This window comes from Mesorhizobium sp. M0500, assembly GCF_040321165.1.
GTDB lineage: Bacteria > Pseudomonadota > Alphaproteobacteria > Rhizobiales > Rhizobiaceae > Mesorhizobium.
Genome location: NZ_JAMYRB010000027.1, coordinates 25,823 through 39,495 on the forward strand (window position 1 = coordinate 25,823; position 13,673 = coordinate 39,495).

The 13,673-nt window shown below is 62.0% G+C and carries 16 protein-coding genes; 6 read left to right on the forward strand and 10 right to left on the reverse strand.

Going from position 1 to position 13,673, the window contains the following annotated elements:
* Window positions 1-12 precede the first annotated feature (12 nt).
* Entirely contained in the window at window positions 13-1,857 is a 1,845-nt protein-coding gene (locus NKI70_RS28570; protein ID WP_352725658.1) for a DUF262 domain-containing protein, read from the forward strand.
* Between the two features lie 143 nt (window positions 1,858-2,000).
* Window positions 2,001-2,234, forward strand: coding sequence for a hypothetical protein (locus NKI70_RS28575; RefSeq protein ID WP_023677026.1), 234 nt, complete (start codon window positions 2,001-2,003; stop codon window positions 2,232-2,234).
* A 105-nt stretch (window positions 2,235-2,339) separates the two neighbouring features.
* Here NKI70_RS28575 and NKI70_RS28580 read toward each other — a convergent pair whose 3' ends face one another.
* The 3 genes from NKI70_RS28580 to NKI70_RS28590 all read right to left on the reverse strand — a co-directional run bounded on the left by NKI70_RS28580 (window position 2,340) and on the right by NKI70_RS28590 (window position 4,601).
* On the reverse strand, window positions 2,340-2,654 hold the full coding sequence (locus tag NKI70_RS28580) for a hypothetical protein (protein WP_352540042.1): 315 nt from the start codon (window positions 2,652-2,654) through the stop codon (window positions 2,340-2,342).
* 73 nt (window positions 2,655-2,727) lie between these two features.
* Complete coding sequence (locus NKI70_RS28585; protein WP_352725660.1) at window positions 2,728-4,023, reverse strand: cytochrome P450; 1,296 nt, start codon at window positions 4,021-4,023, stop codon at window positions 2,728-2,730.
* A 50-nt stretch (window positions 4,024-4,073) separates the two neighbouring features.
* A complete protein-coding gene (locus NKI70_RS28590) occupies window positions 4,074-4,601 on the reverse strand; it encodes a metallophosphoesterase (RefSeq protein WP_352725662.1) in 528 nt (175 codons plus the stop codon).
* A 226-nt stretch (window positions 4,602-4,827) separates the two neighbouring features.
* Between NKI70_RS28590 and NKI70_RS28595 the strand changes: the two genes are divergently transcribed.
* Together NKI70_RS28595 and NKI70_RS28600 are read left to right on the forward strand one after the other, a co-directional pair.
* Window positions 4,828-5,157: a hypothetical protein gene (locus tag NKI70_RS28595; RefSeq protein ID WP_352725664.1), complete on the forward strand. Its 330-nt coding sequence runs from the start codon at window positions 4,828-4,830 to the stop codon at window positions 5,155-5,157.
* Between the two features lie 94 nt (window positions 5,158-5,251).
* Window positions 5,252-5,800: a DNA-3-methyladenine glycosylase gene (locus NKI70_RS28600; protein WP_352571829.1), complete on the forward strand. Its 549-nt coding sequence runs from the start codon at window positions 5,252-5,254 to the stop codon at window positions 5,798-5,800.
* 33 nt (window positions 5,801-5,833) lie between these two features.
* On the opposite strand, the gene NKI70_RS28605 is transcribed toward NKI70_RS28600, so the two are convergent.
* Window positions 5,834-6,100, reverse strand: a complete 267-nt coding sequence (locus tag NKI70_RS28605; protein ID WP_023677031.1) for a DUF3606 domain-containing protein — start codon at window positions 6,098-6,100, stop codon at window positions 5,834-5,836.
* Window positions 6,101-6,276: 176 nt separating this feature from the next.
* Here NKI70_RS28605 and NKI70_RS28610 point away from each other — a divergent pair, with 176 nt between their 5' ends.
* Both NKI70_RS28610 and NKI70_RS28615 read left to right on the forward strand, forming a co-directional pair.
* The gene (locus NKI70_RS28610) at window positions 6,277-6,795 is read left to right on the forward strand and encodes an EF-hand domain-containing protein (RefSeq protein WP_352725666.1); all 519 of its coding nucleotides are present in this window, start codon (window positions 6,277-6,279) and stop codon (window positions 6,793-6,795) included.
* Window positions 6,796-6,881: 86 nt separating this feature from the next.
* On the forward strand, window positions 6,882-7,223 hold the full coding sequence (locus NKI70_RS28615; RefSeq protein WP_352725668.1) for an antibiotic biosynthesis monooxygenase family protein: 342 nt from the start codon (window positions 6,882-6,884) through the stop codon (window positions 7,221-7,223).
* A gap of 26 nt (window positions 7,224-7,249) precedes the next feature.
* Here the strand turns inward: NKI70_RS28615 and NKI70_RS28620 are convergent, their stop codons facing one another.
* The 6 genes from NKI70_RS28620 to NKI70_RS28645 are packed head-to-tail and all read right to left on the reverse strand — an operon-like array spanning window position 7,250 to window position 13,663.
* Window positions 7,250-8,083: an SMP-30/gluconolactonase/LRE family protein gene (locus NKI70_RS28620; protein ID WP_352577643.1), complete on the reverse strand. Its 834-nt coding sequence runs from the start codon at window positions 8,081-8,083 to the stop codon at window positions 7,250-7,252.
* Between the two features lie 13 nt (window positions 8,084-8,096).
* Window positions 8,097-9,872 carry a CoA-transferase gene (locus tag NKI70_RS28625; protein ID WP_352697306.1) on the reverse strand — a complete coding sequence of 592 codons (1,776 nt, stop codon included), beginning with the start codon at window positions 9,870-9,872 and terminating at the stop codon, window positions 8,097-8,099.
* Window positions 9,869-10,654, reverse strand: a complete 786-nt coding sequence (locus tag NKI70_RS28630; RefSeq protein WP_352697308.1) for an enoyl-CoA hydratase/isomerase family protein — start codon at window positions 10,652-10,654, stop codon at window positions 9,869-9,871. Before NKI70_RS28630 ends, NKI70_RS28625 begins: the two co-directional genes overlap by 4 nt.
* A 2-nt stretch (window positions 10,655-10,656) precedes the next feature.
* Window positions 10,657-11,862 carry a CaiB/BaiF CoA transferase family protein gene (locus NKI70_RS28635; protein ID WP_352697310.1) on the reverse strand — a complete coding sequence of 402 codons (1,206 nt, stop codon included), beginning with the start codon at window positions 11,860-11,862 and terminating at the stop codon, window positions 10,657-10,659.
* 18 nt (window positions 11,863-11,880) lie between these two features.
* Window positions 11,881-12,666 carry an SDR family NAD(P)-dependent oxidoreductase gene (locus NKI70_RS28640; RefSeq protein ID WP_352697312.1) on the reverse strand — a complete coding sequence of 262 codons (786 nt, stop codon included), beginning with the start codon at window positions 12,664-12,666 and terminating at the stop codon, window positions 11,881-11,883.
* 1 nt (window position 12,667) lies between these two features.
* Window positions 12,668-13,663 (reverse strand): ABC transporter permease, encoded by a 996-nt coding sequence (locus tag NKI70_RS28645; RefSeq protein ID WP_352571836.1) that lies wholly within the window; start codon window positions 13,661-13,663, stop codon window positions 12,668-12,670.
* Window positions 13,664-13,673: the final 10 nt, after the last annotated feature.

Sequence of the window (13,673 nt, forward strand, 5' to 3'; positions counted from 1 at the left end):
GGGGCACTGACAATGGACATCGCGCCAGACAAGCAGAATATCGACCGCGTATTTTCCAACACGACCTATCACATCGATTTCTATCAGCGAGACTACAAGTGGACGGACGAGCCGGTTCGCCGGCTAATTGACGATATATTTTATACATTTGAGGAGGCCTACAAGAAACACGTTGACCTCGACCCCGGACCGGAAATTATCGTCGCGAGATATCCTTGGTATTATCTCAGTACTTATGTGACCAATACGGTCGATGGCCGCGTGTATGTCGTTGACGGACAGCAGCGCCTCACCACGCTGACGCTGATTCTCATCAAGTTGCACCATATGGCTGCTGCTTTCGAGTCCGACTTAGCCGACTGGGTAAAAGGAAAGATCGCTGGGCAGGACGGTTTCAAAAAGCGATTCTGGATGAACCATGAGCGCCACCTGGAGACACTGACGGCATTGTTCGAGGACGAGGATGAGATTCCGACGGACAGCGGCCTTACCGCGGCAAACATGCTCGACAACTACAATGTCATCGCTGACGCGCTGGACGAGCGCCTTACCGATAAACACAAGCTCGAGACCTTCATCTTCTATTTCTTGCACCGACTGGTGCTGATCAATCTTTCCGTTGCTCAGACCGACGTTCCGATGGTCTTCGAGGTCATCAATGATCGCGGCGTGCGACTCCGACCATATGAAATATTGAAAGGTAAACTTCTCGGCCAGATCGATAAGATCGAACTGGAAGCGCAGGATTTCAACGCGTTGTGGGAACGCTGCGTTAGAAGTGTGAATCGCTACAAGGCAGAGGAGATCGATACATTCTTCACTTACTATTTGAAGGCGAAGTTCTCCGACACGAGGAGCGTCGCTCAGCGGTTCGACAACGAGTACCACCGGGAGATGTTCAAAAAGGACATGAACGAGGCGCTCGGCCTCGATCACGACGCTGTAAGGGTCAAGAAATTTCTCAGTGAGGATTTCCGCTACTACACTTCGCTTTATGCAAAAATCTGGAACTATGCTGGCGTGCGGAAACCGGCGCAGGACCACGTCTATTTCAACAGGCTGAACGAAATGGACAGCCAGTTTCTCCTTATTCTTTCTGCTTGCACGGTTGATGATCCCGACGAAGAGGAGAAGATTCGCCTGGTTTCGTTTCACCTCGACCGGCTCTTTACCCTGTTGCGCCTGCAACGGGCGTATGACAGCAATGAGTTCAACGACGCTGTTTACGAAATCTCAAAGGCGATACGGGCCGCGAATACCAGCGCAATTCCTGCGGCATTCGATCAGCAATTGCTCAAATTGCTCTCGCTGAGACGTGGTCTGCCGGTTAGCGATCCATTCGAATATGCGCAGTTCAAGAACACTTCGATAACCGACGTTCCGACACGCTTCACCCGCTATTTCTTCGCACGAATCGACAGTTTTCTGGCAGTTGGAATGAACATGCCTGCACATAATATCGAGGACCTTGTTACCAAGACCGGCGCTGTTAACGGTTACCACATAGAGCATATAATGTCGAACAACATCAATAATCTAGCCCTTTATGAAAACAACGCTGAACGTTTCGAAGTTGATAGGAACAGACTTGGCGGCGTGTTGCTGTTGAAGGGTAGAGACAATATTTCTAGTAACAATGAAGTCTATTCAAAGAAACTAAAATCCTATGCTGGGACTTTGTATTGGAACGAGACGCTGCGGGATGACACCTACAAATCGAAGCTCGACTTCAAGAAAATGATAACCGACCACAAGCTTGAATTCGAGCCGTGCGGGAGCTTTGGACCTGCGGAGATCGATAATCGTCAGAAGCTGCTCTTCGACATGGTGTCGATCATTTGGGCTCCAGCGTCTTGACTTCCAGCCATATCTCGTAAAGCCGGATGTCGAATCCAACCCTGCCCGTCCATCACACTCACCTTCCACCCTCAGCGATGGTCTGGAACCCAATCCACCTCGAACGATTTCTTCGTCAGGTAAATTTCGAAGGAGTGCCCCCCGTGCCTGCACCGCCCGAAATGGATGTCGTCCTCGAAAAGCTGCCTTTGAGGATCGGCGCCTATATCCCCGACGACTTGCTGGAGGACTGGTTTGCGCCGGGAACCGGCATGAACCCGGTCAGCAAGGAGGCGCTTGCCACCGCCAAGAATTACGGCTGGCGCTTCGAATGCGAGTTCAAGCACTACCCCGAACGCAAGGAAGGCGTGTTCTGGAAGTGGGTGCCTGCGATCTGACCGGCGCTGGACGGTTCATCGTTCCGCGGAAACGCAGAACCGGTCTATCTTTTGTTTGACGCAAATACCGGACGGAAAACCGCTTCACACTTTTCCTGGAATTGCTCAGCCTCCGCCTATCGGCGTCGTCACCTTGCCGGTTCCGCCGCATTCGGGGCAGGTGCGGCCGTCGATCATGCCTGACCCTGCACAGCGGCGGCAAATATTCTCGCCAGCGCCTGGAGTGCCTGCGGGGACTTCGTCCGTGTTGGTCTGACCGGCTTGCCGAGGCTTGCCCTGCAGCTTGTTTCTCAGCCGGGCGACCCAGCCTTCGTCGACCTCGAGCGGCCTGCTGCTGTCGTCCGGCAGGCCTTCGCCGGATTGGCCGATGGTTTCATTGCGCGGCCGGTCGTTCGCGCCTGTCGTGATCTTCTGAGCCATTGCGTTTGCCTTTACGCCTTGCAATTTTCGAACGCCTCAGCTCCGCAGAGGTTCCGGTTCGACCGGCAGCCTTTCAGCCGGGTTTTCGCCGCACATTATCTATCCTGAACCCGGATTTCGGCCGCGCCGGCATGCGGGCAAGCGAGACGGTCATATCCTGATCAGGCACCTGGTAGGCCATCGACCGCGTCAGCAGGCGAACCGCTTCCATGATCAGCGCGACGGTGACGGCTTCTCCGGGGCAGCGATGGGTAGTCGCCGGATCTCCGCCGCCATGCGGGATGAAGTCGAAGCCGTGGGTTTTCCAGCTCAAGCCGCGCTCCGGGATAAATCGGTCCGGCTCCACAAACAGGCGGCGATCGTGGTTGGTGCCGTGCAGGTCGAGCAGAACCCAGTCGCCTTTGCCGAAGCGGTAGCCCTTCCATTCGAAGGGGTGGCGGGCGCGGCCGCCGATGAACGGGAAGAACGGATAGAGCCGGCGAACCTCCTCGGCGAAGGCTTCCAGCCCGTTGTCATCGCCGGCGGCGAACTTATCGTACCATTGGCGGTGCTGGTGAAGCGCCAGCGCCGCAAACATGATGAAGCGGCCGATGGCGACAACCGGCCGGATGATGTTGATGATCTCGACCGCAGCACTGGCAAGATCGAGCGGCATTCCCTCGGCATCGACATATTCGCTGACCAGGCGGACCGGGCTGTTTGCCGGCAAATCAAGCGCGCCGCTTCGAACGCGCCGTACAAGCTCGCCGATAGTGCGTTCGGTCCGGCGGCGCCGCCACAGCGCCAGCATGGTCGACGGCCCGACGCCGCCGGCGTTCTCGACCATGCCGCTGAGCTCGCGGCAGAGTTCAGCGCGATCCTTGTCGGCGGGGATGCCGGCCCAATCCGCTGCCGCCTGGGTCAGGACGAGGTTTACGGCGTCGAACAGGACGATCTCGTCACGCCGCTGCCAGTCTTCCAGTCGGTCGAGCCAGGCCCGACGGAAGGTTGCGCAGAGCCGCTCGATCTGGTCGCCATCCAACAGGATCGACAGGAAAAGCGCCTTGCGGTGGCGGTGAGCGGCGCCGTCGAGCGCCTGCACGCTGCCCTTGTCCTGCAGCAGCCGCAGCGTGGTCTGCGGCATCGCACCAATTCGGGTGAAGTGGTCGCCGCCATAAAACATCTCGGCAGCCTCGGCACCGCGGACGCAGATTGCCGGCCGCAGCATCAGGCGCGTGGCAAAGATGTCGGTGTTCATGCGCCGGCAGCGGGCTGAAATGAAGTCATAGCCTTCGCGCAGCAGGGCCAAGGTGCCATCGAATGCGGCGCGCGGAATGGGTTTTGCGGCATGATTGCCGCCGTCGGCATCGATCAGTTCACGTCTGTTCATGGCGTGCTCCCTGGCGTTGAAACTCCTCAACGCACGGCCGGCACTTTCGATCACTCGACTTTTTGACGGCTTTGCCGCGCCGCCCTTCGGCCGCGGCCGGCAAGGATGGTGGTCAGCGTGACCGGACGAAAATCCCAGCTGTCGACGCCGACGTCATACTGGCGCGTGACCGGGGTCAGCCTGCCGTGGGAATGGCCATGCAGGTCGATCGATTTCCTGCCGATCTGGTTCCAGGTGCGAAAAGGGTAGTGGCAAAGGATCAGCAGACTGCCGTCGAGCGCCAGCTCCTTGTAGTGTTGCGTGCTCGCCCAACCTGTGGCCTCAATGGTGGCCGCAGCATCGTTGTTGCCGATGATCAAATGCTTGCTGCCATGAAGAGACGCCAGAAGCGACGACACGAACGCGGCCGATCCCCTGGCAAAATCGCCGAGATGCCAGACCTCGTCGTCCGGCCCGACAGTCTCGTTCCAGAACGCAATGAGCGCCCGATCATGTTCCGCCAGCGAGCCGAACGGGCGGCGATCGATGCGCAAAATGCGCGGGTCGCTGAAATGCGTGTCGGCGGTGAAGTAGATCATGCGCTGGAGCCTGTTTCGAACTGCTGATCTGGGCGCGTGGCGCACCAAGTCCATGTTGCTCTCCCGATGCTTGCTCAACCCGCTCGATCGCCGGTTGTTCCTGGAAGCAGGCCCAGGCGGTTTCCGCTCGTTGGCACTTTGAAACGGGGCACTTTGAAACGGGGGAACTTTGAAATGAGACGCAGGTTAGAATGCTTGACGCCGATGCTCTGTAAGGACCTCGACTATGACCGACGCAGCACCTCTTGGGCGAAGCCCGGCTCAGGCGCGGGGCGATATCGACGCCGGGCGCGAAGGGGACAAGACCCCGGGCATCGATCCGGCTGCGGCTCCCATGGAAACGGACGCGGAATCCGCCGGCAACGCTCCGCCGAAGAGCCCTGCCGCGCGCCATGAAACGCCGAAGTTTACCAACCAGGCGAGCTATGCCAATGCGATGCGCCCGCTGAAGGATGAGCCCGACGTCCAACCGAGCAGATATGGGCCAGTCATGGTGATTGCCGCCATCGTCGTGCTGGCCGCGGCGGTTTTCATCGGCGCAGCCGTGCTGCGCTGAATATCTTCATCCGAGCGCTGCGGCTGGACATTTTGTGTCCGGTCCGGGACCTTGTTGTCGCGTCAGGTTCAGGCGCGACCGAGTCTGCTGCACAATGACCACCACCCATCAATTCTTTGCCCGTGACGCCACCACCGTGGCGCGCGACATGATCGGCGCCACGCTGCTTGTGCACGGCGTTGGCGGCGTCATCGTCGAGACCGAGGCCTATCGCCCGGATGACCCGGCTTCGCATGCTTTCGGTGGCAGGACCGTGCGCAACGGCGCAATGTTCGGTGCCCCGGGCAGCGCGTATGTCTATCGCTCCTATGGCCTGCATTGGTGCCTCAATGCCGTCTGCCTGCCCGGCAGTGCCGTGCTTGTCCGCGCAATCGAACCGCAATCCGGGCTGGAGGTGATGCGGGCCAATCGCGGCGTTGACGATCCGCGGCTGCTTTGTTCGGGACCGGGTCGTCTTTGCCAGGCGCTGGCAATCGACAAATCCCATGACGGGCTGCCGCTGGACGTGCCGCCATTCGAATTCAGGCAGCCGGGCGACGCCAGCGCCGTTCTAACAGGCCGCCGGATCGGCATTTCCAAGGCTGTCGATGCCGAGTGGCGGTTCGGCCTGCGCGGCTCGGACTATTTGAGCCGCAAGTTCTGATGCCCGCGGCAGCGGCAGAGCAGTTGCCCGGCATCACTCGTCGGGTTTGCCGAGATGCATAGGTGTCGCCTGCTGGCGGGCTTCCCTGGTCACCTCGTCGGCTCCGGCAGGTGAAATCCCTCGCAACGCCTTCGCGGCTACGGTCAGCCGGCCGCGATCATTGCCGAAGCTTTTGATCAACTGACGGACCTGGTCGGCGGTGATGCCGTTCTGTTGGGCAAAATACTCGACTTCACGGTCGTCTTCCGTAGAAACGCGATCGCGCTCGCGGAAATCTCGCTTGCTCTTATCGTCGGCCATTTTTTCCTCCTGGTGGAGCTTTGCATCAACGGCAACGTGGGTGAGCCGCTTTCGTTGCCGCGATCAGGCGGACTTTTCCGCCGCCGTGCCGACTGCCCAGGAACCATGAGGCGAGCAGCCGGTTTGGCTTGGATGCAGACACGTTCAGCCTCCAATTCATACCGATGGAGAATACGATGACGCTCGCAAGCAAAACCACTGCAATTGCCGCGGCGCTGGCCATGTTGGCCGCGCCGGCATTCGGCCAGACGAGCCCACCTGCGCCCGCCGCGCCGGCACCGGATCGTGGCGCCGAACAGTCGCCCGCAATGAGCGGGCAGAGCCAGGATGCCATGCGCGAAATGATGCGCCAGATGATGACCGAGATGCTGGAGGAGAGAATGCAGGAAGATCGCGCGCCCCGGACAGAACGGCGAGGTCCCGACCGCTGGCATCGCGACTACAGGATGGGCCCACCTGAGCGAGGGTGGGAGATGGGAGGGCGCGGCGGCATTCCACGCGGGATGCATGGCGCGAAGATGCGAATGATGTTCGCCATAGTAGATGCGGACGGCGATGGCGCGCTTTCTCAAAGCGAAGTCCAGGATTTCGTCGGGCGGATATTCAACGCCGTCGATGAGGACGGTGACGGCAGCGTCGACATGCAGGAAATCCGGTCCTTCTTCCACGGAGCAGGCGCCGAGGATCAGGAGTAAGTCTCCTACCGGTCGGCAGGAGGCCTGTCTGGGGCTGGCCTTGCCGAACGCCGCGGACCAATCAGACCAGCAGGAATTCGTTGACCATGACAGCGAAAGCTACGGAGAAAACCCCGACCATCGCTCGTATCTGGCGCGGCAGAACCGTGCCTGAAAAGGCAGACGCCTATGAGAGTTACAATTACAAGGCCGGCATCAAGCCGCTGATCGAGAAGGCGCTGGGCGTGCAGACCTTTCGCGAGGACACGCCGACCCATTCGGAATTCGTGACGATTTCCTATTGGGAGACTATCGAGGCGATGGCGGCGTTCACCGGCGGCGATCCGACGAAAATCCACCATCTCGAGCGGGACGAAGAGTTCCTGATCGAGTTGCCGTCACAGGTGCAGGTGCTGCGCATCCGCTCCAGTCACGGGCGGCTGGGATAGGGCAGCGCCGCCCGGTTCGGCCCGATCTAAGAAATCGCCGTCAAGTCGATTTCGGTGATGTGCCAGCGGCCGAGATTTGCGGTGTAGAGCTTGTCGTCCTTGAAGGCAATGTTGGTTGGGTGGGCGAGCGTCGTTGCCGCCGGATCCTCGATCAGCACCTCGAGCCCGCTATCCTTTCGCCAGCGATAGATGCGGCTCGGCTCGTAGCATGAGATGAACAGCGAACCGTCCGGCGCCAAGGCGACGCCATCGGGAACGTTGTTCACGCCCTCCACGACGAGCTGGCGAGACCCTGCCGTGCCGTCGGCAAGGATCGGCACATAGCTGAGGCAGGCCGCATGGCTTTCCACGACGTAAAGCCCATCGCCACCCGGCGCCATCGCCATGCCGTTGGCGAAGGCCATGGTCTCGCTGCACCACAGGCCGCCTTCGCCGGTCTTCAAATCGTAGCGAAAGATGCCGGAGCGGTTGTCTTCGCCTACGCTGTCCGACACGTAGAGCCAGCCGCGTGTCTCGTCGACGATCGGATAGTTCGGCACGCGGATGCCGGCCGAGGCGAAGCGCGTCATACCAGCCGTCGCGGCATCCCAGCGAAAGATCGCCGCATGTCTGAGATCGCACGCGAAGCAGTTGTCCGCGCTATCGAAGGCGATGCCGAGCAGAAAGCCCTCCGTACCGCCCATGCGTTCGACCGAGCCGCCATCGGCGGCCAAGCGCAGCAGGTCGCCGGTTTCGGTGCCGCACCAGATCGAGCCGTCGCGATGGATGGCCACGCCTTCCGGATGGGCAACGCGCGGGCTGGTGAAGATGCCATCGAAGAAGACCCTCGCGGCCGACATTTCGAGCAACGGCTTTGCCATGCGCCACCCCTCTTCAATCCGGTGCAGCATGCGACCGCTGTGCGGCGATGCAGCGCTCGACCATCCGCCGGTCGGTGGCCAGGATCTCGGCGATCAGCGCGCTGCGCTCCCTGGCGCTGACGAATTCGAGGCGCCGCAGGCCGAGCGGGTCGATGCGGTTTCGCAGGATGTCGAGCGTCTCGTTCGAGGGTAGCGCAACTTGGCGGCAATCGGCATCGAATGTCAGGGCAAAGCCGGTGGCATCCTGGAGCTGCTGGCGCGTCACGCCCGGCATGGTCTCGATGACGGCCAATTGCCGGCTCTCCCCGTCGAGCCGAAACACGCAAAGGTCGGTGAACACCAATGCCGCGCCGGTCCGATAGCCCATCGGCTCGCGTTCGGCCTCAGTCAACAGGCCGCGCGCCGAGCTGGCAATCTCGACCGTCTCGACCAGCGACTGCACGGAATGGCGGGGGACGTAGAGCAGATAATCGCGATGCATGTTGGCGACGTCGGCCATGCCGCCTTGCCCGGGCAGCCGGATAAGGCTGCCGTCACGCTTGCGCAGCGCAATGGTGTTGACGCGCCCACGGCGGTCGACCTGCGCGGCACCGACGATCTCATGCGTCACCGCGCCGGCCTGGTAGTAGGTCGAATAGGTGTCGTCGCCGCCGGCATGCGCCACCGCCGTCTCGCAATCGAGGCTTTCGATCAGCGACAGGATCATCGGGCTCGGTGCTATGTCGAGATGGCCGCAACTCATGGTGGCGATGATCATGTCCGGCGCGTGCGTCGCTTTGGCCAGCCGGTAGGCGACATTGGCGAGCGGCGACACCGCGCCGGCACTGGCAAAGCTCTCATTGTCGAGCTCAGCGGCGATGCGGGCGGCGATGATCTCGTCGATGGACGCCTCCTTGTTGCCGTGCACGAGCCTGGGCATTGCGAGGACTGTTTCAGCGCGGACTTTTGCAGCGTCTTGAACCCGCTCCGGCACGCCTTCCGAAGGCATGCTCAGGCTGTCCGACAAAGGTATTTCCTTGGCCGCGAACGCCCCCGCCAACGCTTGATAATCCGTCACATAGAATGGCAGGCAGGAGGCGGGATAGGCGCCGCCTGGTGCCAGCGCGATCGCCGACACCTGGTTGCGGGTCAAAATGCTCTGCCGACCATCATGCCGCAGCGCTCCGACCGGGACGATTTCCTCGACCGTGACCAGCACCTGGCGCGCCGCCCCGGCCATGGCGAAGTCCAGCGCCCGTGGCCCGATGATCTGGACATTGCCGCTCTCGTCGGCACGCTGGGCATGGACGACGAACGTATCGAGCCGCAAGGCCGGGATGATCCCGGTCGTGATTCCCGCGATCGGATCGGGCGCGGCGATCGCACCCGGCACGCGCGCCAGCATGTCCGAACCCTCCGGAAGCTGAAACGGCATCGACGGCAGGTTCTGCTGCCCCGCCCGCAGCGCCTGGATCATCGCCAGCGCCGTCCAGTCGCGAACCGGCACGGCATTCGTCTCGGCAGCCGCGCGGAAGCGCGGCGGCAAGCCAAAAATATCGAGGCTGGAAAAGCAGATATCGACCTCCGCCACGGCATTCGCTTCGAGAAGCAGTTCGAGCGGCAGGCCGCCGGCCCAGCAGACATAGCGAAGATCCTTGACGCCCAAGCGGGCGATGGCCCGCAACAAGGCGATCGGCAGCCGGGCAAAATGATGGCCACCGACACCGAAGACGTCGCCGCCGCCGACCATCGCGGCCAGGCCCTCGACATCGGTGAAGCGCGGCCGGTTTTGCTTGACCAGGGACGTCATTTCGCAGCCTTCGGCCGCGTCGCGCTCTTTTCAGCAAATTCCTTGACGCGCCGCTGGCCGGTCTCGCTGCGGTACAGGCCACCCAGGACATCGCGCTCCATGGCAAGGCCGTCGGCCAGATCGCCCGAAACGGCATGCGCGGTCAGCGCTTTCAGCCCTTCGATCGCTGCGGCCGGTTCGGCGGCGATCATCTCGGCAAGGTCCAGCACCCGCGGCATCAGCCTTTCGGCATCGACGATCTCGTTGACCAGACCGGCGCCGACGAACTCGGAAGCCGGCACGATGGCGCCGGTCATCAGCAGAAAATTGGCGCGGTTGCGGCCGAGCTTCTGGACGCTGCGCTGGGTGCCGCCGCCGCCGGGGACCAGCCCGAGCTTGATCTCGGGCAGGCCGAGCTTCGCGAACTGGTTGGCGATGACGATGTCGCAGCACAGCACCAGCTCCATGCCGCCGCCGAGCGCAAAGCCGTTGACCGCGGCGATGACCGGCTTGCGGTTGTTCTCGACCGCCGCATACATGCGCGTGCCGGCGGCCTGGAAGGCGTCGAACTCGATAGCTGTCTGGGCAGCGTATTCCTTGATGTCGGCGCCGGCCATGAAGCCGCGCCCCTCGCCGGTCACCACGATCGCGCCGACGCCGTCATCCTGCGACAGCGCCTCGAAAACATCGGTGATCTCGCTTTGCATCAGCTGGTTCATGGCGTTGAGCTGATCGGCGCGCCGGAAGGTGACGACTGCGACGCGCCCGGATATTTCCAAGCTGAGTGTCTGGTAAACGCTCATCGTCAGACAGCATCCACGGTCATGTCGCCGGACGCCTCAAGCGCTGCAATCTCGCCGCTGGAGAGGCCGAACTCGGCCAGTATCTCGCGGCCATGCTGGCCGACCAGCGGTGCCGGCCGCTCTATGGTAGGCGGCGTCTCGCTCATCTTGACCGCCGGCGCGACCACCCTGACCTTGCCGCCGCGCGGATGATCGTAGCTGGTGATCATGCCCAGGTGCTTGACCTGCGGGTCCTCGGCTGCGCGCCTTATGTCCTTCACCTCGGCACACCAGATGTCGGCTGCCAGCAGCCGCGCCAGCAGGTCCTGCGTGGCAAACTTCCTGGTTTCGGCGTTGACCTTGTCGAACACCTCGTCGCGCCTGTCGAACAGCGTCTTCAGATCGTCGTAGACAGCAAGCTGCGGCGCCTCCAGCACTTCATACAGCGTCTTGAACGGGCTCATGGCGATCGACACATAGCCGCCGTCCTTCGCTTCATAGACACCGAACGGCGCCTGCATGCCGGGGTGGCCGATGCCGGAATTCGGGCGCACGAAATCCTCGCCGAGATTGAGCACGGCGACATATTCCTGATTGAGATGCGCCAGCATGCCGGCGAGCAGATTGACCTCGATCTTCTGGCCCTTGCCGGTCTTCTCGCGATAGTAGAGCGCCGACAGGATACCATAGACCATGTTCATGGCGCCGATCTGGTCGGCCAGGCCGGCACCGGCCGGAACAGGAGCCTGATCGCCGCGGCCGGTGTTGGAGATCAGCCCGGACAATCCCTGGATCAGCATGTCCTGGCCGGGGCGCTCGACATAGGGGCCCTCCTCGCCATAGCCGGAGCCCGAGCAATAGATGATGGCGGGATTGACCGCCTTGAAGTCCTCGTAGCCATAGCCGAGCCTGGCGAGCACGCCGGGGCGGAAATTCTGCACCACCACATCGGCCTTCTCAGCCATGTCCATGATGATGGCATGCACCTTGCGACTTTTCAGGTTGAGCGCGATGGAGCGCTTGTTGCGGTTCCAGGCGAGGAAATTCGGGCTTTCGGAGCCGCCGACCCATTTGGCGAAGAAGGTCATGCCGCGGAACATGTCGCCGGCGCCGGCACGCTCGATCTTGATGATGTCGGCGCCCATGTCGCCGAGCAGCTGCGTGGCGAACGGCCCTTGCAGCAGATGGCTGAAATCGAGAATGCGGACGCCTTCGAGGGCTTTGTTCATTTCATGTCTCGTTGGTTGTCAAAGCAGGTCGGGTACGTAGCGGGGTGCTGCGGTGAGGCCGCCGTCGACGCGCAGGTCGGTACCGGTGGTGAAGCCGGCGGCGTCGGAGGCCAGATAGACGGCGGCTTCGGCCACCTCGGACGGTTTGCCGATGCGGCCGAGCGGATGCATCTTGACCCAGGCCTTGGCGAGATTGCCGCCGATCTCCTTGACCAATTTGTCGTTCATCGGCGTGTTGATGGTGCCGGGCGAGATCGAGTTGACGCGGATGTTGAGCGGGCCGAACTCGACCGCCATCTGGCGCGTCATCGCCATCACCGCACCCTTGGCGCCGGCATAGGCGGTCCAGCCGTCGAGCCCGATATGACCTTGCGCCGAGGCCATGTTGATGATCGAGCCGGATTTCTGCGCGATCATGTGCGGCAGCGCATATTTGCAGCCGCGGAACACGCTGGTCAGGTTGACCGCGATCAGCCGGTGCCACTGCTCGTCGGTCATCTCATGGACCGGCATGCCGCCGATGGCGATGGCGGCATTGTTGACGAGAATGTCGAGATGGCCGGTCTTGCCGACGGCTGCGGCGATAAGAGCGGCGATATCGGCCTCGTCCGCGACGTCGCAATGGATGTAGTCGGCGCGGTGGCCGGCGGCGCGCAGCTCGGCTGCGAATTTTTCACCCTTCTCGTCGGCGATGTCGCCGAGGAAGACGTGCGCGCCTTCCCTTGCCATCGCCTCGCTGATCGCGTGGCCGATGCCGTCGGCGGCGCCGGTGACGATTGCGGTTTTCCCTTTGAGACGATCCATATCAGCCTCCAATGGCGTGCCGGCGCTTTGCTTCGTCGAAGGCGACGGCGGCAATGATGATCATGCCGGTGATGACCAGTTGCCACTCGGTCGGCAGGCCGAGACCGCGCAGCCCGTTGGACAGGAACTGCAGGATCAGCACGCCGAGCGCCATGCCGGTCAGGCTGCCTATGCCGCCGGCAAGGCTCACCCCGCCGAGCACGGTGGCGGCAACGACCTGGAACTCGAAATTCAGCCCGGCCGTATGCTGCGCCGAACCGACGCGGGCTGCCAGGATGATGCCGGCTACCGTCGCCAGCAGCGCGCTGATGATGAAGCAGGTGAACTTGACGCGGCGCACGTCGTAACCCGCCAGCCGTGCCACTTCCGGATTGCCGCCGACGGCATAGATCTGCCGCCCGAACGGCCGGTGCTGCATCACGTAGGCGAAGACGGCGAGCAGGACGATGGCGATGACAGCCGAATAGGGAACGACGTTGAACAGGCGGCCGTCCGACAGCGCGATGAAGCTGTCGAGCGCGGCATCGTCTGGAATAGCACGCTGGCCGGTATAGAGATAAACGCCGCCGCGCATGATGAACATCGTGCCCAGGGTCACGATCAGCGAGTTGATGCCGGCATAGGCCGTCAGATAGCCATTCACGACGCCGATGATCAGCCCGAACAGCAGCGCGCCACTGATGCCGAGCACAAGCGAGTTGGTGTCGTTCATGATGATGATCAGCGGCAGCGCGATCGTCGCCAGCAGCGAGCCGATCGAGATGTCGACCTCGCCTGATATGAAGACGATGGCGCAGCCGATGCCGGCTGTCAGCGCCAGCGAAGCCTGACCGAGCACATTGGTGATGTTGCGCACGGAGAAGAAATTCTCGGCGGTGAAGGAAAAGAACGCGATCACCAGGATGAGGCAGAGGAGCAATGCCAATTCCTGCCGCGCGACGAGCCGCGCCAGCATGGACGGCCCAGCTTTCATGGTGTCGGTGCTTGCCAGGCTCATCGCTTGGTCC